The organism is Streptomyces sp. NPDC023527, assembly GCF_055560115.1.
In genome coordinates, this window is the sequence record NZ_JBVHJJ010000007.1 from 232439 (window position 1) to 250786 (window position 18348).

19 protein-coding genes are annotated in these 18348 nt (G+C 73.1%); 11 read left to right on the forward strand and 8 right to left on the reverse strand.

Annotated elements, in window-relative coordinates:
* Positions 1-15: 15 nt before the first annotated feature.
* From ACZ303_RS16380 to ACZ303_RS16405, 6 genes are all read left to right on the forward strand, one after another.
* Positions 16-1188, forward strand: coding sequence for a sensor histidine kinase (locus tag ACZ303_RS16380; protein ID WP_467339380.1), 1173 nt, complete (start codon positions 16-18; stop codon positions 1186-1188).
* Between the two features lie 147 nt (positions 1189-1335).
* Complete coding sequence (pheS, locus tag ACZ303_RS16385) at positions 1336-2457, forward strand: phenylalanine--tRNA ligase subunit alpha (RefSeq protein ID WP_467339381.1); 1122 nt, start codon at positions 1336-1338, stop codon at positions 2455-2457.
* Complete coding sequence (gene pheT / locus ACZ303_RS16390; RefSeq protein ID WP_467339382.1) at positions 2457-4967, forward strand: phenylalanine--tRNA ligase subunit beta; 2511 nt, start codon at positions 2457-2459, stop codon at positions 4965-4967. Before pheS ends, pheT begins: the two co-directional genes overlap by 1 nt.
* Before the next feature lie 204 nt (positions 4968-5171).
* A complete protein-coding gene (locus ACZ303_RS16395) occupies positions 5172-6371 on the forward strand; it encodes a PP2C family protein-serine/threonine phosphatase (RefSeq protein ID WP_467339383.1) in 1200 nt (399 codons plus the stop codon).
* A gap of 144 nt (positions 6372-6515) precedes the next feature.
* Positions 6516-7853, forward strand: coding sequence for a tetratricopeptide repeat protein (locus tag ACZ303_RS16400; RefSeq protein ID WP_467339385.1), 1338 nt, complete (start codon positions 6516-6518; stop codon positions 7851-7853).
* 46 nt (positions 7854-7899) lie between these two features.
* Entirely contained in the window at positions 7900-8430 is a 531-nt protein-coding gene (locus ACZ303_RS16405; RefSeq protein ID WP_467339387.1) for an NUDIX hydrolase, read from the forward strand.
* 37 nt (positions 8431-8467) lie between these two features.
* Here the strand turns inward: ACZ303_RS16405 and ACZ303_RS16410 are convergent, their stop codons facing one another.
* Both ACZ303_RS16410 and ACZ303_RS16415 read right to left on the reverse strand, forming a co-directional pair.
* The gene (locus tag ACZ303_RS16410) at positions 8468-8725 is read right to left on the reverse strand and encodes a hypothetical protein (protein WP_467339389.1); all 258 of its coding nucleotides are present in this window, start codon (positions 8723-8725) and stop codon (positions 8468-8470) included.
* A gap of 165 nt (positions 8726-8890) precedes the next feature.
* Positions 8891-9748 carry a 3-hydroxybutyryl-CoA dehydrogenase gene (locus tag ACZ303_RS16415; RefSeq protein ID WP_467339391.1) on the reverse strand — a complete coding sequence of 286 codons (858 nt, stop codon included), beginning with the start codon at positions 9746-9748 and terminating at the stop codon, positions 8891-8893.
* A gap of 206 nt (positions 9749-9954) precedes the next feature.
* Here ACZ303_RS16415 and ACZ303_RS16420 point away from each other — a divergent pair, with 206 nt between their 5' ends.
* Entirely contained in the window at positions 9955-11223 is a 1269-nt protein-coding gene (locus ACZ303_RS16420) for a glycoside hydrolase family 10-like protein (protein WP_467339393.1), read from the forward strand.
* A 52-nt stretch (positions 11224-11275) separates the two neighbouring features.
* Here ACZ303_RS16420 and ACZ303_RS16425 read toward each other — a convergent pair whose 3' ends face one another.
* Complete coding sequence (locus tag ACZ303_RS16425; protein WP_467339395.1) at positions 11276-11476, reverse strand: DUF1918 domain-containing protein; 201 nt, start codon at positions 11474-11476, stop codon at positions 11276-11278.
* 126 nt (positions 11477-11602) lie between these two features.
* Positions 11603-12547, reverse strand: a complete 945-nt coding sequence (locus tag ACZ303_RS16430) for a DMT family transporter (RefSeq protein WP_467339397.1) — start codon at positions 12545-12547, stop codon at positions 11603-11605.
* Between ACZ303_RS16430 and ACZ303_RS16435 the strand changes: the two genes are divergently transcribed.
* Positions 12546-13991, forward strand: coding sequence for an aminotransferase-like domain-containing protein (locus ACZ303_RS16435; protein WP_467339399.1), 1446 nt, complete (start codon positions 12546-12548; stop codon positions 13989-13991). The two genes, ACZ303_RS16430 and ACZ303_RS16435, sit on opposite strands and share 2 nt — an antisense overlap.
* On the forward strand, positions 13958-14470 hold the full coding sequence (locus tag ACZ303_RS16440; protein WP_467339654.1) for an RNA-binding S4 domain-containing protein: 513 nt from the start codon (positions 13958-13960) through the stop codon (positions 14468-14470). Before ACZ303_RS16435 ends, ACZ303_RS16440 begins: the two co-directional genes overlap by 34 nt.
* 25 nt (positions 14471-14495) lie before the next feature.
* On the opposite strand, the gene ACZ303_RS16445 is transcribed toward ACZ303_RS16440, so the two are convergent.
* The 4 genes from ACZ303_RS16445 to ACZ303_RS16460 all read right to left on the reverse strand — a co-directional run bounded on the left by ACZ303_RS16445 (position 14496) and on the right by ACZ303_RS16460 (position 16991).
* Entirely contained in the window at positions 14496-14849 is a 354-nt protein-coding gene (locus ACZ303_RS16445) for a hypothetical protein (RefSeq protein WP_467339401.1), read from the reverse strand.
* Between the two features lie 128 nt (positions 14850-14977).
* Positions 14978-15523 carry a GNAT family N-acetyltransferase gene (locus tag ACZ303_RS16450; protein ID WP_467339403.1) on the reverse strand — a complete coding sequence of 182 codons (546 nt, stop codon included), beginning with the start codon at positions 15521-15523 and terminating at the stop codon, positions 14978-14980.
* A 44-nt stretch (positions 15524-15567) separates the two neighbouring features.
* Complete coding sequence (locus ACZ303_RS16455) at positions 15568-16002, reverse strand: protein-tyrosine phosphatase family protein (RefSeq protein WP_467339405.1); 435 nt, start codon at positions 16000-16002, stop codon at positions 15568-15570.
* A gap of 191 nt (positions 16003-16193) precedes the next feature.
* Complete coding sequence (locus ACZ303_RS16460) at positions 16194-16991, reverse strand: class I SAM-dependent methyltransferase (protein ID WP_467339407.1); 798 nt, start codon at positions 16989-16991, stop codon at positions 16194-16196.
* Between the two features lie 184 nt (positions 16992-17175).
* On the opposite strand from ACZ303_RS16460, the gene ACZ303_RS16465 reads away from it, so the two are divergent.
* A complete protein-coding gene (locus ACZ303_RS16465; RefSeq protein WP_467339409.1) occupies positions 17176-17601 on the forward strand; it encodes a DUF3592 domain-containing protein in 426 nt (141 codons plus the stop codon).
* Between the two features lie 210 nt (positions 17602-17811).
* Positions 17812-18246 (forward strand): hypothetical protein, encoded by a 435-nt coding sequence (locus ACZ303_RS16470; protein WP_467339411.1) that lies wholly within the window; start codon positions 17812-17814, stop codon positions 18244-18246.
* The last annotated feature ends 102 nt before the right edge of the window (positions 18247-18348 follow it).

Sequence of the window (18348 nt, forward strand, 5' to 3'; positions counted from 1 at the left end):
GAGGGGGTGCGGATGATGAACGTCAGGACTTCCGGAAGCGTGGCCGACGCCTGCTCGGACGCTTCCCGCGAGGCCCGGGACGTCCGCGATCCCCGCGGCTCGCGCGAGGCGCCGGGAGCGGCGCTCGGCGGCCTCGGACTGGACCCCGACGACCTGCCCGACGGCCTGGTCGTGGCGGACGAGAACGGCCGCGTGACCTGCTTCAACGCCGCCGCCGCCCGGATCACGGCGGTGCGGCCGCACGACGCCCTCGGCCGGTCGCTGGAGAGCGCGCTGCCGTTCGAGGACCTGGAGGGCCGCCGCTGGTGGCCGCTGACCGACCCGTACGGCGGCCTGAGCACCCGGGTCGGCCAGCCCGAGCGCAATCTGCTGCTGCCGGGCGGCCGCGAGGTGCTCGTCTCCGCCCGTTACGTCCGCGAGCGGCCCAACGGCCCCGTGCGGCGGCTGGTGGTCCAGCTGCGCGGCACCGAGGCGCGCCGCCGCACCGAGCGCAGCCACGCCGAGCTGATCGCCACCGTCGCCCATGAGCTGCGCTCGCCGCTGACGTCCGTCAAGGGCTTCACGGCGACGCTGCTGGCGAAGTGGGAGCGGTTCACCGACGACCAGAAGCGGCTGATGCTGGAGACCGTCGACGCCGACGCCGACCGCGTCACCCGCCTCATCGCCGAGCTGCTCGACATCTCCCGGATCGACTCCGGCCGGCTGGAGGTGCGCCGCCAGCCCGTGGACATCGTCGCCGCCGTGCGCCGGCACATCCAGGCGCACACCGCCGCCGGGCAGCCCGAGGAGCGCTTCGCGGTGCGGGTCGTCGAGCCGCTGCCGCAGCTGTGGGCCGACCCCGACAAGGTCGACCAGGTGCTCGGGAACCTCCTGGAAAACGCGGTGCGCCACGGCGCCGGAAAGGTCACCATAGAGGTGTCACCGGCGTTGCTGAAGTCCCGGACGGAGGGTACGGCGGTCACCGTGAGCGATGAGGGGCCCGGGATCCCGGAGGAGTCGATGAACCGCGTCTTCACCCGCTTCTGGCGGGGCAGCAAGCGCGGCGGCACCGGCCTGGGTCTGTACATCGTCAAGGGCATCGTCGAGGCGCACGGCGGGACGATCACCGTGGACCGGGCCGCCCGCGGCGGCGCCCAGTTCCGATTTACGTTGCCCGTGGGCGCCCCGGCCTTTCTCTCCCAGGGTTGAGAGCGGACCGGCAGCCCGCGGGCCCACCCCACCACACGCGCCCTTTAGACTCGACCTTTGGCACCTTTGGCACGACCTTGGCACCAACACAGTCGGGCAAAGCCGCTCCCAGCGGTAGCTGGGGGACAATCGGAAGCACGGGAAGAGATGTCCGCACCCAATAAGTCGTACGACCCTGTCGAGGTCGAGGCACTGAAACCGGAAGAGATCGAGCGCATGCGGGACGAGGCGCTCGCCGCCTTCGCCGCCGCCGGCGACCTTGACGCGCTCCACGGCGCGAAGATCGCCCACACCGGTCCCACCTCGCCGCTGTCCCTCGCCAACCGCGAGATCGGCGCCCTGCCGCCGCAGGCCAAGGCCGAGGCGGGCAAGCGCGTGGGCATGGCCCGCGGTGCCGTCAACAAGGCCCTCGCCGCCCGCCAGGCCGAGCTGGAGGCCGAGCGCGACGCCCGGGTGCTGGTCGAGGAGGCGGTGGACGTCACGCTGCCGTACGACCGCACCCCCGCCGGCGCCCGGCACCCGCTGACCACGCTCTCCGAGCGCATCGAGGACGTCTTCGTCGCGATGGGCTACGAGGTCGCCGAGGGTCCCGAGGTCGAGGCCGAGTGGTTCAACTTCGACGCCCTGAACTTCGAGCCGGACCACCCGGCGCGTGCGATGCAGGACACGTTCTTCGTCCAGGGCAAGGACGGCAAGGCCGACTCCGGCGTCGTGCTGCGCACCCACACCTCCCCGGTGCAGGTCCGCTCCATGCTCGACCGTGAGCCGCCCATCTACGTGATCTGCCCGGGCCGCGTCTACCGCACCGACGAGCTGGACGCCACCCACACCCCGGTCTTCAACCAGGTCGAGCTCCTCGCCATCGACGAGGGCCTGACCATGGCGGACCTCAAGGGCACCCTCGACCACATGGTCCGGGCGCTCTTCGGCAGGGACATGTCCACCCGCCTGCGGCCGAACTACTTCCCGTTCACCGAGCCGTCCGCCGAGATGGACATGCAGTGCTACGTCTGCCGCGGTGAGTCGGTCGGCAACCCCGACCGCCCCTGCCGCACGTGCTCCAGCGAGGGCTGGATCGAGCTGGGCGGCTGCGGCATGGTCAACCCCCGGGTGCTGATCGCCGCGGGCATCGACCCGGAGAAGTACAGCGGATTCGCCTTCGGGTTCGGCATCGAACGGATGCTGATGTTCCGCCACAACGTCGAAGACATGCGAGACATGGTCGAGGGTGACGTGCGCTTCACCCGGCCGTTCGGGATGGAGATCTGATGCGGGTCCCGCTTTCTTGGCTGCGGGAATACGTCGACCTGCCGGCCGGTGAGACCGGTCGCGACGTGCAGGCCAAGCTCGTCGCCGCCGGCCTCGAGGTCGAGCGTGTCGAGCAGCTCGGCACGGGCCTCAAGGGCCCCCTGGTCGTCGGCAAGGTCCTCACGATCGAGGAGCTGGAGGGCTTCAAGAAGCCCATCCGCTTCTGCACGGTCGACGTCGGCACGGCCAACGGCACCGGCGAGCCGCAGGAGATCGTCTGCGGCGCCCGCAACTTCTCCGTCGGCGACAAGGTCGTCGTGGTCCTGCCCGGCGCCGTGCTGCCCGGCGACTTCGCGATCGCCGCGCGCAAGACGTACGGCAGGACGTCCCACGGCATGATCTGCTCCGGCGACGAGCTGGGCATGGGCGACGACGGCACGCACGGCATCATCGTGCTGCCGCAGGAGTACGAGCCCGGCACCGACGCCATCGAGCTGCTGGAGCTCGTCGACGAGGTCCTCGACATCGCCGTCACCCCCGACCGGGGCTACTGCCTGTCGATGCGCGGCGTCGCCCGCGAGGCCGCGATCGCCTACGGCCTGCCGCTGCGCGACCCGGCCCTGCTGGACGTGCCGGCGCCCAACGGCTACGGCTACGCCGTCAAGGTCGCCGACCCGGCCGGCTGCTCGCGCTTCACCGCCCGTACGGTCACCGGTGTCGACCCCGCCGCGCACTCCCCGATCTGGCTCCGGCGCCGCCTCCAGAAGGCGGGCATGCGCCCGATCTCGCTCGCCGTCGACGTCACCAACTACGTGATGCTCGAACTGGGCCAGCCGCTGCACGCCTACGACCGGTCCCGCCTCGACGGGCCGATCGGGGTGCGCCGCGCCGAGCGCGGCGAGAAGCTCACCACCCTCGACGGCGTCAAGCGCACGCTGCACCCCGAGGATCTTGTCATCACCGACAACCGCGGCCCGATCGGCCTCGCGGGTGTCATGGGCGGCGCGGACACCGAGATCGCCGACCACGCGGCGGGCCACGGCTCCACCGAGGTCGTCGTCGAGGCCGCGCACTTCGACGCCGTCGCCATCGCCCGCGCGACCCGCCGGCACAAGCTGTCCTCCGAGGCGTCCAAGCGCTTCGAGCGCGGGGTCGACCCCAACGCCGCCTCCGCGGCGGCCCAGCGCACCGTCGACCTCCTGGTGCTGCTCGGCGGCGGCACCGCCGAGGCCGGCGTGACCGAGGTCGTCGCGCCCTCCGGGCCGCGCACGATCCAGATCCGCGCCGACCACCCGGACCGCGTCGCCGGCGTCGAGTACGGCCGCGAGACCGTCGTCCGCCGCCTCCAGGAGGTCGGCTGCGACGTCTACGGGCAGGACGAGCTGATCGTCACCGTGCCCAGCTGGCGCCCCGACCTCACCGACCCCAACGACCTCGCCGAAGAGGTCATCCGGCTGGAGGGCTACGAGAACCTGCCCTCCACCCTGCCGCAGCCGCCCGCCGGGCGCGGCCTGACCGAGCGTCAGCGCCTGCACCGCCGCGTCGGCCGCGCGCTCGCCGGCGCCGGATACGTCGAGGCCCCCAGCTACCCCTTCCTCGGGGACGCCGCCCTCGACCAGCTCGGCCTCACCGCCGACGACCCGCGCCGCACCGTGGTGCGACTGGTCAACCCGCTGGCCGACACCGAGCCCGCGCTGCGCACCACCCTGCTGCCGGGGCTGTTCGCCGCCCTGCGCCGCAACGACGGCCGTGGCGAGCACGACCTCGCGCTCTTCGAGACCGGGCTGGTCTTCCGGCCGACCGGTTCCGAGACGGACTCGGTCCGGCTGCCCGTCGACCGCCGCCCGACCGACGAGGAGATCGCCGGCCTGAACGCCGCGCTGCCCCGGCAGCCGCGGCACGCCGCCGTCGTCCTCGCCGGCGCGCGCGAGCAGGCCGGCTGGTGGGGCAAGGGCCGCCCGTCGACCTGGGCCGACGCCATCGAGGCCGGCCGCGCGGTCGCCCGCGAGGCCGGCGTGGAGCTGATCGTCCGCCAGGACCAGCAGGCGCCGTACCACCCCGGCCGCTGTGCCGCGCTGTTCGCCGTCGTCGACGGCGAGCGGCTGCCAGTCGGCAACGCCGGCGAGCTGCACCCGCGCGTCATCAAGGCGTTCGGCCTGCCGGAGCGCACCTGCGCCATGGAGATCGACCTCGATCTCCTGGGCCGGGCGGGCACCGGAGCCGTCGAGGCACCGCACGTCTCCACCTTCCCGGTGGCCACCCAGGACGTCGCGCTCGTCGTCGACTCCTCGGTCCCCGCCGCCGACGTCGAGGCCGCGCTGCGGGCCGGCGCCGGTGAACTCCTGGAGTCGCTGCGCCTGTTCGACGTCTTCACCGGCGAGCAGCTCGGCGAGGGCAAGAAGTCGCTGGCCTACGCGCTGCGCTTCCGCGCCGCCGACCGCACCCTGACCGCGGACGAGGCGTCGGCCGCCCGCGACACCGCCGTCGCCTCGGCGGTCGAGCGCACCGGCGCGGTGCTGCGCGGGGCGTGAGCCCACCGCATCCCCGCGAGGCGGTGAAAACCGCTGACCACACGAGGGGCGCATCCGGTTCACCGGGTGCGCCCCTCGCGCGTGCCATCGTTCCGGAGTGTCCGAATATCACTCAATAGGGTGGAATTGAAGGCCCAGGTCGTTACTTGGCGGTGAGTGCTCGCGAGAATCGAGCGCGTCATTGCTGCTAGGGGGGCCGACGGCATGATCCGGACAAAGGCGGTGCGCTGGCGGAAGGGCGCGGTGTTCGCCCTCCCCGGACTCTGGGTCCTGGCCGTCATGGCGTGGGAGCTGCTGAGCCCCCGCGGCACCCAGGCCGCCCAGCTGCTCGCCGCCACACCCGCCATCGCCTGCGCGGGCAGCGGCCGCCGCCAGTGCGTCGTGCTCGCCGGGGGCTGCGCCCTGGTCGCGCTCGTCCCTCTCGGCTCGGCCGGCCGCGTGGACGCCCCCGGCAGGCTGGCCACCTGCTGCGCCACCGTCGCCGTCGCCGCGGCCGCCTATGCCATCACCCGCCGCAGGCGCCGGCTCGTACGCGACCTGGAGCGGGCCCGGGAGATCGCCGCCACCGCGCAGCGGGTCCTGCTGCGGCCGCTGCCGCCCCGGCTCGACGGCATGACGCTCGCCGGCGGCCATCTGTCCGTCAGCGAGGGCACGCTCGTCGGCGGGGATCTCTACGAGGCGCTGGCCACCCCGCACGGCGTCCGCGTCGTCATAGGGGATGTGCGCGGCCACGGCTTCACCGCGATCGGCACCGTCGCCGCCGTCCTCGGCAGCTTCCGCGAGGCCGCCCACGACGAGCCCGCGCTGCCCGGCGTGCTGCGCCGCCTGGAGCGCGCGCTCCAGCGCCACGTGGGGGAGCGGTCCTGGGCCGAGCACCCGGCGAGGTCAGAGGCGGAGCCGGAGCGTTCGGCGGGGGAGGAGTTCGTGACCATCCTGCTGCTGGAGGTGAGCGCCGACGGCGTGGTCACGGCGCTCAACTGCGGCCACCCCTGGCCGTACCGCCTCTCCGGATCGGCCGGCCGCCGCGCCCGGGCCGCCGCCGTCGGGCGCGGCGAACCGCTGCCCCCGCTCGGACTGTTCCCGCTCCCGGCCGAGCTGCCCGTGGCCCGGCTGACCCGGCTGCTGCCCGGCGACGCGCTGGTGCTCCACACGGACGGCGCGGAGGACGCGCGCGACGCCCGGGGCGCGTTCTTCCCCCTGGCCAGGACCCTGGCCGAGGCCGCGCACGGCGCGCCCATCGTCCCCGCCGCGGTGATCGAGCGCGTCCAGAGCGCCCTGTTGCGCCACACCGGCGGCCGGCTCTCCGACGACATCGCCCTGCTGGTGCTGCGCAATGACCAACGCCACGCGCCCGACCGGAGACCCTGTGGACACCTGGCCCGGTCGGGGCGGTCACCGCGGTAGGAACCGGGGCGCCGAGGGCGCGTACGCCCGGCGCGGGCCGGGATGAGTGCACCGTTCCGCTCTGACGCAAAGCGACGGCCGGTTCACACCCCGTGCGAAGGGATCTCCATTACGCTGACCTCACCGAGCTCATCGGAGGGCACGATGGAGCCCAACACACTGCTTGACGCCATCCTTGACGAGGCGGGGATATCCCACGCCGGACTGGCCGCCCATGTCAACGCGGCGGGCCGGGCCCGAGGTCTGGCGCTGCGCTACGAACACACCGCCGTCGCCCGCTGGTTGCGCGGCCAGCGGCCCCGCGGCCAGGTGCCGGACCTGATCTGCGAGGTCCTGGGCGAGCGGCTGCACCGCGCGCTGACCCTCGACGACATCGGCCTCGGCACCCCCGGCAGCCCCAGGGTGCCGGGCACCCCGCTCTCCGGCTTCGTCGAGCGCGCCACCGCCCTGTGGCGCTCCGACGAGCAGCAGCGCGAGCACGTCGTCACCGCCCCCGCCGTCACCGGGACCCCCGCCGTCATCCCGGTCTGGGAGTGGGAGAACCCGCCCGAGGACGCCGACGTCTCCCGGCGCGGCCTCACCCGGGTCTCCATGGACGACATCGAGATGCTGCGCGCCGCCCGCTCCCACTACGAGCAGATGTACCGCAAGGCCGGCGGCATCGCCACCCGCGCCCGGGTAGTGGGCTTCCTCAACGCCGAGGCCGCGCCCCTGCTGCGGGGCAGCTACCCCGATGAGACGGGCCGTCAGCTGCACCGGGCCACCGGCGGGCTGGTCGCCGTCGCCGGCATCTGCGCGTACGACTCCGACGCGCACGGCCTGGCCCAGCGCTACTTCCACCAGGCGCTGCGGCTGGCGAAGGCCAGCGGGGACCGGGGCCTCGGCGCGTATGTGATCGCCCTCCTCGTCAACCAGTCGCTGTTCATGCGGGAGTACCGGCAGGCGGTCGCGTTCGCCGAGTCCGCGCTGCGGGCCGGTGGCGAGGAACTGACCCCGGCGCTCGCCGCCGACCTGTACGCCATGCAGGCCAAGGCGTACGCACGGCTGGGCGACGGCGCGGGGGCGCTCGCCTGCATCCGCCGCGCCGAGACCGCCGCCGACCGCATCCGCCGTGGTCAGGAACCCGCCGAGACCGGCTATGTGCAGCCCGGCCTGGTGAACGTACAGGTGGCCGAGGCGCTGCTCAGCCTCGGTGACCTCGGACCCGCCCGTGAGCACGCGGACCGGGCCGTCGACACCCCCGCCCACGACCGGGGCCGTGTCCACCGGCTCGCCATGCTCACGCACATCGAGCTGCGTCAAGGAGACGCGGACAAGGCGGTGGCCACCGCACGGGAGATGACCGAGCAGGCGAGAGGCATGGAATCGCAGCGCTTACGGGATCGGCTCCGGGCGGTGCGCGAGCACCTGATCGAGAGTGGGTGTGCGGCCACTGCCGAGGCCGCCGAGATGATCGACGGGGCGTTGCGCGTGCCCCTGTGAGGACAGCGCCCGGTGAGGTGGCCACCTCGGCGGAAGGTGGCAACACGTGCGTTGGAAGAATCTCAGGGAACGGACCGTCTACGCGAACCGATGGTTCCGGGTCAATCTCGCGGACGTCCAACTCCCCGACGGCCGCCACCTCGACCACTTCCTCATCCGGCTGCGGCCCGTCGCCGTGGCCACGGTGGTCAACGAGGCCAATGAGGTCCTGCTGCTGTGGCGGCACCGCTTCATCACCGACAACTGGGGCTGGGAACTGGCCGCGGGCGTCGTCGAGGACGGCGAGGACCTCGCCTTCGCGGCCGCCCGTGAGATGGAGGAGGAGACCGGATGGCGGCCCGGCCCCCTGCGACACCTGATGTCCGTCGAACCGTCCAACGGCCTCACCGACGCCCGGCACCACATCTACTGGTCCGAGGAGGCGGAGTACATCGGTGAGCCGGAGGACGACTTCGAGTCGGACCGCCGCGAGTGGGTGCCGCTCAAGCTGGTGCCCGACATGATCGGCCGCGGTGAGGTGCCGGCCGCCAACATGGCGGCCGCGCTGCTCCTGCTGCACCACATCCGGCTCGGCTGAGCGTCCCGCGCGCGGCGGGGTCAGGTCTGTCCCGCGCTCATCGGCCGACCGCCTGCCAGACGGTCAGCGCCAGGGCGGCGAGCCCGGTGAGCGCGGCAAGCGACGGCAATGGCCACCTGCCGTGTTCCAGGACCCGTACCCGCCCGGCCAGTTCGCTGATGTCGCGCTCCGACTGTTCGCCGCGTTGGGTGAGGAGGGCGAGGTGGCCGTCGATGCGGACGATGCCGACATCGAGGCTACGACGAAGCTCCGCGAGCTCAGCCGATTTGACGGCCTGCTCGGGATGGATGGTCACGGTCCGTACCCCTTCCGGAAGGCTCTCCGTGTGTGTCCGACGAGGTGAGTGAACCGCGTGAGCAGGCCGAACGGGAGCGTGTGCGGGGGGTATATGCGAGTCACCGCCGCACACCCCGTGTGAACACGGGTGTGCGGTGGTGACGTTGCGTAGCTGTCGGGCGTCTCAGTACGTGTAGAAGCCCGAGCCCGTCTTGCGGCCGAGGCGGCCCGCGTCGACCATGCGCTGGAGCAGCGGGGGAGCGGCGTACAGCGGCTCCTTGTACTCGTGATACATGCTGTCGGCGACCGAGGCGACCGTGTCCAGGCCGATGAGGTCGGCCAGCTTGAGCGGGCCCATCGGGTGGGCGCAGCCCAGCTCCATGCCGTTGTCGATGTCCTCGCGGCTGGCGATGCCCGACTCGAACATCCGGATCGCGGAGAGCAGATACGGGATGAGGAGGGCGTTGACGACGAAGCCGGAGCGGTCCTGGGCGCGGATGGCGTGCTTGCCCAGCACCTGGGCGACCAGCGTCTCGGCGCGCTTGATGGTCTCCTCGCTGGTGGTCAGCGCGGGGATCAGCTCGACGAGGTTCTGCACCGGCGCCGGGTTGAAGAAGTGGATGCCGATGACCTGGTCGGGGCGGGAGGTCGCCACGGCCAGCTTCACCAGGGGGATGGAGGAGGTGTTGGAGGCCAGGATGGCGTCCGGGCGGGTGATCACCTGGTCGAGGACCTGGAAGATCTCCGTCTTCACCTGCTCGTTCTCGACGACGGCCTCGATGACCAGGTCCCGGTCGGCGAACTCGCCCAGGTCCGTGGTGAAGCTCAGCCGTGCCAGGGTCGCGTCGCGCTCCTCTTCGGTGATCTTGCCGCGCTCGGCGGCCTTCCCGAGGGAGTTCGTCAGGCGGGTACGGCCCAGCTCCAGAGCCTCGCCGGTGGTCTCCGCGACCTTGACGTCCAGGCCGGCGCGGGCACACACCTCCGCGATGCCCGCGCCCATCTGGCCGCAGCCCACCACTCCGACGCGTGCCACGTCTGCCACAGTGTCCGTCACATCGTGCCTTTCGCTGATCTTGGTCGACCGGCGGGTGCCCTGTCCCGCACCGGGTCCGCACCGAAGGTGCCGGTGGAGGCCCCCGGCTCCCGCCTCGTTCCAGACGTTACTCCGCGACAGGCGGTGCTGATGGGGCCGGGGCGGGCATGCTGTGGCCGTATGGTGTGACCGATCCGACAAGGAGTGGGCCGCATATGGGGCGAATCAGTCGAAGAGGGTTCACCGTCGCCGCCGCGGGAGTGATGTCCGCGATGCTCACGACCGGCGAAGCGGGCGCCCTGGAAGCACCTGATCGGGAAGACGCTCCGGAACGCGCTCCGGAAGGGCTCCCGCGGAAGCGCGAATTCCGGGGCATGTGGATCGCCACCGTCGTCAACATCGACTGGCCCTCGAAGCCGGGCCTCGGCCCCGACCGCCAGCGGGCCGAGCTGATCACCCTGCTCGACACCGCCGTGGCGCGGCGGCTCAACGCCGTGGTCCTCCAGCTCCGGCCCACCGCCGACGCCTTCTGGCCCTCACCGTACGAACCGTGGTCGGAGTACCTGACGGGCACTCAGGGCAAGGACCCCGGGTGGGATCCGCTGGCTTTCGCGGTGCGCGAGGCCCACAAGCGCCGCCTGGAGCTGCACGGCTGGTTCAACCCCTACCGCATCGCCAACCACACCGACCCCAGCAGACTGATCGCCACCCATCCCGCGCGCATCCACCCGGAGTGGGTGGTGCCCTACGGCGGCAAGCTCTACTACAACCCCGGCCTGCCCGAGGTGCGCCGCTTCGTGCAGGACGCGATGCTCGACGCCGTGGCGCGCTACGACCTGGACGGCGTGCACTTCGACGACTACTTCTACCCGTATCCGGTGGCCGGGCAGCGCTTCGACGATGACGCGGCGTACGAGCGCTACGGCGCCGGCTTCCCCGACCGGGCGGCCTGGCGGCGCGCCAACATCGACCGCCTCGTACGGGAGATGGGCGAGCGCATCAAGCGGCGCAAGCGGCACGTGCGGTTCGGGATCAGCCCGTTCGCGGTGTGGCGCAACAAGACCACCGACCCGCTGGGCTCCGACACCCGGGCCGGCGTGCAGACCTATGACGACCTCTGCGCCGACACCCGCAAGTGGGTGCACGAGGAATGGATCGACTACATCGTCCCGCAGGTCTACTGGCACATCGGCTTCGCCGCCGCCGACTACGCCACGCTCGTGCCCTGGTGGGCGGAGGCCGTGCGCGGCACGGACGTGCACCTCTACATCGGCGAGGCCCTCTACCGGGCCGGCGACCCGGCGCAGCCCGCCCCCTGGCAGGACCCGGCCGAGCTCTCCCGGCACCTCACCCTCGCCCGAAACCATCCCGAGGTGCTCGGCCACATCTACTTCTCCGCCAAGCAGGTCGTCTCCGACCCCATCGGGGCGATGGCGCGCGTCGTCGAGGACCACTACCCCCGCCGCGCGCGCCCGCCGCGCTGAACCGCGCAGGCACCCTCAGGCGCGGCGCCCGCGCGGTCAGCAGGTGCCGCGGTTACCCGATGTCCTGGGACTTGCGGTGATCCACGCTGGTGTCCGGGCCCGGCGACATGATCGACTCGTGTCCGTTCGCGGCCCGGACGCGGAAGGGCGGGGTGCCATCGGGGCCCAGCACTTCCACGATCTCCACGACCCGATCGTGCTCTCCGACCACCCGGCCGTGCGTGACCAACCGGTCGCCCTTGCTCGCATGCATTGGCGGTGCCCTTCCGCTTCGAGGTCCGATTTCGTGATCCGACACGTGCGCTGGAAGACACTGCCAAGTCTACGGTCGGAGGAGGTGGATGGCCCCTCCCCGTGACCATTCGGGCGAGAGGCGAGGTCAGCGGTGCGCCCGCTGCGTCACCCCGATGCAGATGAGCACGGCGACGGCCGCGACCGGCGCCGCGGGCGTCAGCCGCTCGCCGAGCAGCAGCACCGACCAGACCAGGGTGAGCAGCGGCTGGGCCAGCTGGAGCTGGCTGGCCCGGGCGACGCCGATCGCGCCCATCCCCCGGTACCAGATCCACATGCCCACGAACTGCGACCCCACGGCCACCCACAGCAGCCCCGCGACGGTGTGCCCGGTGAGCTCGACGGGCTCGTGGCACAGCGCGACCGCCGCGCCGGACACCGACATCGGCAGGCACAGCACGAGCGCCCAGCCGATCACCTGCCAGCCCGGCATCTCCCGCGCCAGCCGGCCGCCCTCCGCGTAGCCCGCCGCGCACAGCAGCAGGGAAGCGAAGAGGTAGAGGTCGCTGACGGACGGCCGGCCGCCGCTCTGCTGCACGGCGAAGGCGATCACCACGGCGGCGCCGGTCAGCGCCGCCGCCCAGAAGGCGCGCGAATGCCGGGTGCGGGTCCGCAGCGCCGAGTACGCGGCGGTGGTCAGCGGCAGCAGACCCACGACCACGGCGGCGTGCGAGGTCGTCGACGTCCGCAGGGCGAGCGTGGTGAGCAGCGGGAAGCCGATCACGGCACCACCGGCGACGGCGAGGAGCCCGGCCCAGTGGCGGCGGGCGGGCGGTGTCACGCGCCGCGCGAGCAGGCAGCCACCGGCGACCAGCCCGCCCAGCACGATCCGGCACGTGGTCACCGACCACGGCCCGAGACCTTCCAGGGCCCAGGCGGTGGCGGGGAACGTGAGGGAGAACGCGGCGACGCCGAGCGCGGCGAGGAGGAGGCCGCCGTCGAGGCGACGGGGCGAGCGGGCGGCCGCGGGGGGCGCCACCGGGTCGTGCACTGCTATCGTCGCGCGCCCAGTAGCGCTATCTTTCACTCTCATGCATGAGCGTAACAGCGTCGCCGACCTGGCCGGGATCCTGCGTGGTGAACTCGACCGCTACTCTCCGGGTGAGAAGCTGCCGTCCAGCCGGGCCCTGGTCGACCGCTTCCGCGTCAGCCCCGTCACCGTCTCCCGGGCCCTCGCCGGGCTGGCCGCCGAGGGCCTGGTCGTCACCCGCCCCGGCGCGGGAGCCTTCCGCGCCGAGCCGCACGCCGCCCCGGCCCGCCCCGGCGACACCTCCTGGCAGCAGGTCGCCCTCAGCGTCGAGAGCGCGGGCGAGGCCGTCCCCCGGTCCGTCGACGCCTCCGGGGTGGTCACCACGCTCGCCGAGCCGCCGCCCGGCGTCATCGAGCTCAGCGGCGGCTACCTCCACCCCGTCCTGCAGCCCGAGCGCGCCCTCGCCGCCGCCCTCGGCCGGGCCGGCCGGCGCCCCGGCGCGTGGGGCCGGCCGCCCATCGACGGCGTGACGGAGCTCCGCGCCTGGTTCGCCCGCGAGATCGGCGGCCCGGCCGGCACCCTCGCCGCCTCCGACGTCCTGATCACCGCCGGCGGCCAGAGCGCGCTCACCGCCGCGCTGCGCGCCCTCGCCCCGCCCGGTGCGCCCGTCCTCGTCGAATCGCCCACCTACCCCGGCATGCTCGCCGCCGCCCGCGCCTCCGGGCTGCGGCCCGTGCCCGTACCCACCGACGCCCGCGGCGTGCGCACCGACCTGCTCGCCGAGGCGTTCCGGGCCAGTGGCGCCCGCGTCTTCGTCTGCCAGCCGCTCTTCCAGAACCCCACGGGCGCGGTGCTCGCCGACGACCGGCGGCGCGAGGTCGTACGGGTCGCCCGCGAGGCCGGGGCCTTCGTCATCGAGGACGACTTCGCGCGCCGCCTCGCCCACGAGGACGCCCCGCCGCTGCCGCCCGCCCTCGCCGCGGACGACCCCGACGGGATCGTCGTCCACGTCTGCTCGCTCACCAAGGCCACCTCGCCCAGCCTCCGCGTGGGCGCCCTCGCCGCCCGCGGCCCCGTCCTCGAACGCCTGCGGGCCATCCAGGTCGTCGACAGCTTCTTCGTCCCGCGACCGCTCCAGGAGGCCGCGCTCGAACTCGTCGGCTCGCCCGCCTGGCCGCGCCACCGGCGCACCATCGCCGCCGAGCTGCGCACCCGGCGCGAGGCCCTGCTGACCGCGCTGCGCAGGGAACTCCCAGGGTTCCGCGAGGAGTTCGTGCCGCCCGGCGGCTTCCATATCTGGGTGCGCCTGCCGGACGGCACCGACGAGAGCGCCCTAGCCGCCGGTGCCCTGCGCGCCGGGGTCGCCGTCACCCCCGGCCGCCCGTACTTCGCCGCCGAGGCCCCCGCCCCCCACCTGCGGCTGAGCTTCGCGGCGGTCGCGGGCACCGCGGAGCTGGCGGAGGGCGTCGCCAGATTGCGCACGGCGTACGAGGAACTGCCGGAGTGAACCCGGCGGCCGCGCGGCGCGGATCGACGCCGCACCGTAAAAGTCCGTGGGGCGACGCGGGGGCGGGTACTAGAGTCGGGAGCATGGCTGCAGACGAGGGTGGGCCCGTGCGGGTCGACAGCTGGATCTGGTCCGTACGGCTCACGAAGACACGCTCACTGGCCGCGACGGCCTGCCGCGCCGGGCACGTACGCGTCAACGGCGAACGCGCCAAGCCGGCGCAGACGGTGCGTACGGGCGACGAGGTGCGGGTGCGCCTCGAAGGGCGCGAGCGGATCGTCGTCGTCTCGCGGCTGGTCCGCAAGCGGGTCGGCGCGCCCGTCGCCGCCGAGTGCTACGTCGACAACAGCCCGCCGCCACCGCCGCGCGAGCAGATCGCGGTGGCCGCCGTCCGCGACCGCGGCGCGGGCCGCCCGACCAAGCGCGACCGGCGCGAACTGGAACGGCTCCAGGGACGCGGCGGGCCCGCGGCCCCGTGACACCGGCCGCGGCCCGCCCGCACCCTCAGCGGAACTCGTGGACGACCTCGATCGGCCCCACGATGTGCGCGTTGAACTCGTCGAGCTCCTCGGCCGGCACCCACAGTTCGAGGATCGTGCGGCCGCCGGCCTGCTGGACGGGGTAGCGGGCGAGGAAGCCGGACTCGACCTCGAAGCGCGTCACGAAACCGGCGCCGTCGAAGCGGACGTTCCAGTCCCGCGCGATCCGGATCGCGTAGTCCTCGTTGAGCACCGGATAGAAGATCGGCTGCTCCGGCAGCCGGGGCGGCCACGCCCGCCACGCCGACTTCCGCACCAGATCCAGCTCCTCGGGCCCGGTGGGGCGCCACAGGGTCGTCGTCATGGGCCGGCTGGTCATGGCTGAGCTGCTCTCTGACGGACGGACCGTCGCGATCGGCGGGTCGGGGAGCGTGGACGATAGCGGGCGCCGGGGGACGGGCGCCAAGGAATTTCTTCCGGGTGGGCTCGTGTGGGGTGGGCGCGCTCCTACAGGGGCGCCAGGAACATGAGCACCTCGTCGCGGTCGTCACCCGGCGCGAGCCGCAGCGCGCCGGGGCGGCGGCCGATCTCCTTCCAGCCCAGCCGGCCGTAGAAGTCCTCCAGGCCGACCCCGCCCCGGGCGGCGAGGTGCAGCTGTTCGAGACCCATCTCCTCCCGGGCGACCTCCCGCGCCCGCCGCATCAGAGCCGCGCCGATGCCGCGCCCGCGCACGCCCGTACGCGTCTGTACGTGGTGGACCGTGCCCCAATGCCTCGTCAGGGGACCGGGGTCGCGGCGTATGTTCAGCCAGCCCGCCAGGTCCCCCTCGGCCGTGGCCGTCAGCAGCCGGCTCCGGTCGGGCGCCAGCCCGGCGACGATCGCGTCCGCGGCCGGGGCGACGTGCTCCGCGTCGACGGGCGGGAACGGGAAGCCGGCCGCGCCTCCCGCGTTGGTGACCTCCACCCAGCAGTCGATCAGTGAGCGACGGAGTTCGGGAGCGACGTCCCAGGGGTGGGCGAACTGCTGGATACGGACGTCAACGGTGCTGGTCATGGTGGCAGTCTGACAAACGTCGCCGGCCGTACCCGATGGCGCCCTCAGGTCGCGAAGCGGCGTACGTAGCGCCGTTGCCAGGGCGTCTCGACGGCGCGGCGGTCGTAGTGCCGGCGCACGAAGTCCACCGCCCGGTCGGCCGGCACGCCGTCGAGGACGGCCAGGCAGGCCAGCGCCGTCCCGGTCCGGCCCCGGCCGCCCCCACAGGCGACCTCGACGCGCTCGGCGCCCCCGGCGCGGGCCCACGCCTCGCCGAGGACCTCCCGTGCGCGCGCGTGGCTGCTGGGCAGCCGGAAGTCCGGCCAGCGCAGCCACTCCGCCTCCCAGGGCACCTCCGGGGGCCGCTTGCCGAGCAGATGGACGGCGTACGTGGGCACCGGCCCGGCCGGCAGTGGCCGGCGCAGCGCGCGGCCTCGGACCAGACGGCCGGAGGGAAGCCGCAGAACGCCGACGTCGGTGGGCTGCCAGTTCTCGGTCACGCCCTCACGGTATTCGGCGCGGGTGCGATGGGGCGAGAGACCGGCCCCGGCGACGGCCTCGACGCCGCCCGTGCCGGGTCGGGAACGGCCGAGGACCCGGGTGAGCGCGGGTCCCTCCGCCGCCGAGGAGATCTTCGCCCTCCTCGAACAGGGCTGGGCGGCCGCCCACCCCGGCGCCCGTACCTGATCGGTCAGACGGCCGGGGCCGGGGCGCGGCGGACGCGCAGGACGTCCTGTGCGTGACCGATGTCGTACGTGCCGTCCGGCCGGGCGAAGTGCTTCTCCACGTACGCGGCCAGGTCGGCCCTGGTGGGCAGCGGGTCGAGCTCGCCGAGCGTGGGCACGTTGACCGCGAACTCGGCCACGTCCAGGGCCTCGTCGGGGCGAGCGGTCCGGTAGTGGACGTCGAGGGTCTCGATGGACCAGTCGGACACCCGGTCCGCTTCCCGCTCCTCCAGCCGGCGGGCGAGGGGCCGCAGGTCGAAGCGCGCACCGGTGAAGTGCCGGACCATCCGCATGCACGCGTTGTCCGGATTCTGGAGCATGACCACGAGCGTGCCGCCCGGCGCGACCCACCCCAACACGCGCCGCAACATGGGCATCACGCTCTCCTCGGGCACGTAATACAGCATGTGCGAGAGGAGGGCCAGGTCCGCCCGCTCCCCGGGCTCGGCCCGGTCGACGGGCTCGGATACGACGACGGCCCCGGGACACGCCCGGCGGAGCCTCTCCCGCATCGCCGCACTGGGCTCGACGGCCACCGTCCGCTCGAAGTGCCGCCCCAGGTGAGCGGTGGTCGTGCCGTCACCCGCGCCCACGTCCAGGAACACCCGCCGTCGCCCGAGCCCGGTGACGAGCCCGGTCAGGTAGGCGTGCGTGACGGCCTTCTCGTCCGTACCGGCCAGGAACAGCTCGAAGGCCCGCCGGTACGCGGCACCCGACACGTCCAGCACCCGCACCGGCCCGGAACCCGCGGACAGCGACGACACCCGGCACCAGCCCTCTCGACGATTCCCGTGACCGAGCCATGCCATCCCGGCGCGGAGCGGCCGGCGGGCAAAGACGTTCCTGCCCGCGTGTCGCGTCCGACCGGGGCGCCGGCCGGCCGCCGCCGGAAGATGTCACTTCCGCCCCACCCGCAACCCACATCCCAGCTCACGCGTCGCATCACGCATGGAACGTGAATGGCTCTTCTCCCTCATCCCTCTGACGATCGGCCTGGCCTTCCTCGGTGTCGGCGTGTACGGCCTGCGCCGCTCCGCCGCGCTCCGCCGCACCGGTGTCACGGCCCAGGCCCGGATCGTCCGCCACGAGATCACGAAGGGCGACGAAGGTGCCAAGTTCAAGCACCCGGTCGCGGCCTGGACGGCCCGGGACGGGCACACGTACGAGCACTCGTCCAGGCTCGGCCGCGGAGCCGTCGGAAACAACTTCGGCGTGGGGGCGTACGTCGTGGTCCGATACGATCCGCGGGCCCCGCACCGGTTCGAGATCGAGGGCTGGGACACGAAGGCGGTCGACCTGCTGTTCACCGTGCTGGGGTCGGTATTCACAGCGGGCACGACGATCGCGTTGCTCGTCCGGCTGCTCACCCTCTGACCGCGGCCGGCTCCCGGCGGCCACCGTCACCCATCACTTCACGGAGCACCTCGTGCTCGTCACCTGCCTCCATGGGCTCCGCGGCGAGCCGGACCCGGGCGCGACCTGAACACGGGTATGTGAGGGCCGTTCACCGGTGACCAGTAAGCTGACGATGTGTCAAAGCCGGGCCCGAGGCCTGGATCGAGTGGAACACATCAAGAGAACAGGGTGCTCAGGTTGAACAGATTCAAGGCCGCCGTTGTCGCCATCGCCACCATGGCCGGACTGGCCGTGGCCGTCTCACCGGCCCAGGCAGCCGACACCTGCACCGCGGGGGGCGGCGGCAAGTACATATGTGATTACGGCGTGGAGAAGCACGCGCTTCCGAACGGCGAGAAGGAACAGTTCCTGGTCGGCCTCGACTATGCGGTGTGGACGCGCTGGACCATCAGCAAGCAGTGGACCGGATGGGTGTCCTTGGGCAAGCCCGATCCTCTCGGTTCCGCCCGCGCCACGAGCGATATCACCGTGACGGATCAGCAGTGGCAGGGCGACTTCCGAACGACGATCACCCTCCGCAACAGCAACGGCGCCCTCGTGGGCAAGACGCGCCTCGCCCTCGGGTCGGGCTGGCTGCCTTGGGACTTCCCCAACTGCTGCTGACCGGGTGTTCCGCTCTCTGGATCGTGGGTGACCCCATGGTCGGCCGCCGCGCCGGACCGGGGTGGTTTCGCCGGTGATGCGGCAAGTCATGAGGCCGGTCGT